The sequence below is a fragment of the Metabacillus indicus LMG 22858 genome (assembly GCF_000708755.2).
Lineage (GTDB): Bacteria > Bacillota > Bacilli > Bacillales > Bacillaceae > Bacillus_P > Bacillus_P indicus.
This window is the reverse complement of sequence record NZ_JGVU02000019.1, coordinates 1-405: the sequence shown is the minus strand read 5'-3', so window position 1 is coordinate 405 and position 405 is coordinate 1. Positions and strand designations below refer to the sequence as shown.

Annotated in this window: 1 rRNA gene; it reads left to right on the top strand. The window is 38.8% G+C overall.

Going from position 1 to position 405, the window contains the following annotated elements:
- Nucleotides 1–50: 50 nt before the first annotated feature.
- Nucleotides 51–166 (top strand): 5S ribosomal RNA (gene rrf / locus AZ46_RS19700).
- Nucleotides 167–405: the final 239 nt, after the last annotated feature.

Sequence of the window (405 nt, the reverse complement as noted above, 5' to 3'; positions counted from 1 at the left end):
AACGTTACTCAGTTTTGAAAGAATAACTTCTTTCAGCCAATTGCATATTGTCTGGTGATGATGGCAAAGAGGTCACACCCGTTCCCATGCCGAACACGGAAGTTAAGCTCTTTAGCGCCGATGGTAGTTGGGGGTTTCCCCCTGTGAGAGTAGGACGTTGCCAGGCTGTAGCAATGATTCTGATCAGCTTATGCTGTGAAGCATCAGCGGTTTTATCCGCAAGCTATAAAACTTCAAAAAAGATGTTGACTTTATGAATCTAGTATAGTATGATTTAAAAGTTGCTCTTGAAGCAAAAAAATGATCTTTGAAAACTAAACAAAACCAAAAGCGTACCAAACGTTTTAAATTTTTTAAGTCAGCAACATTTATGAGTCACAAATTTTCTTCGGAGAGTTTGATCCT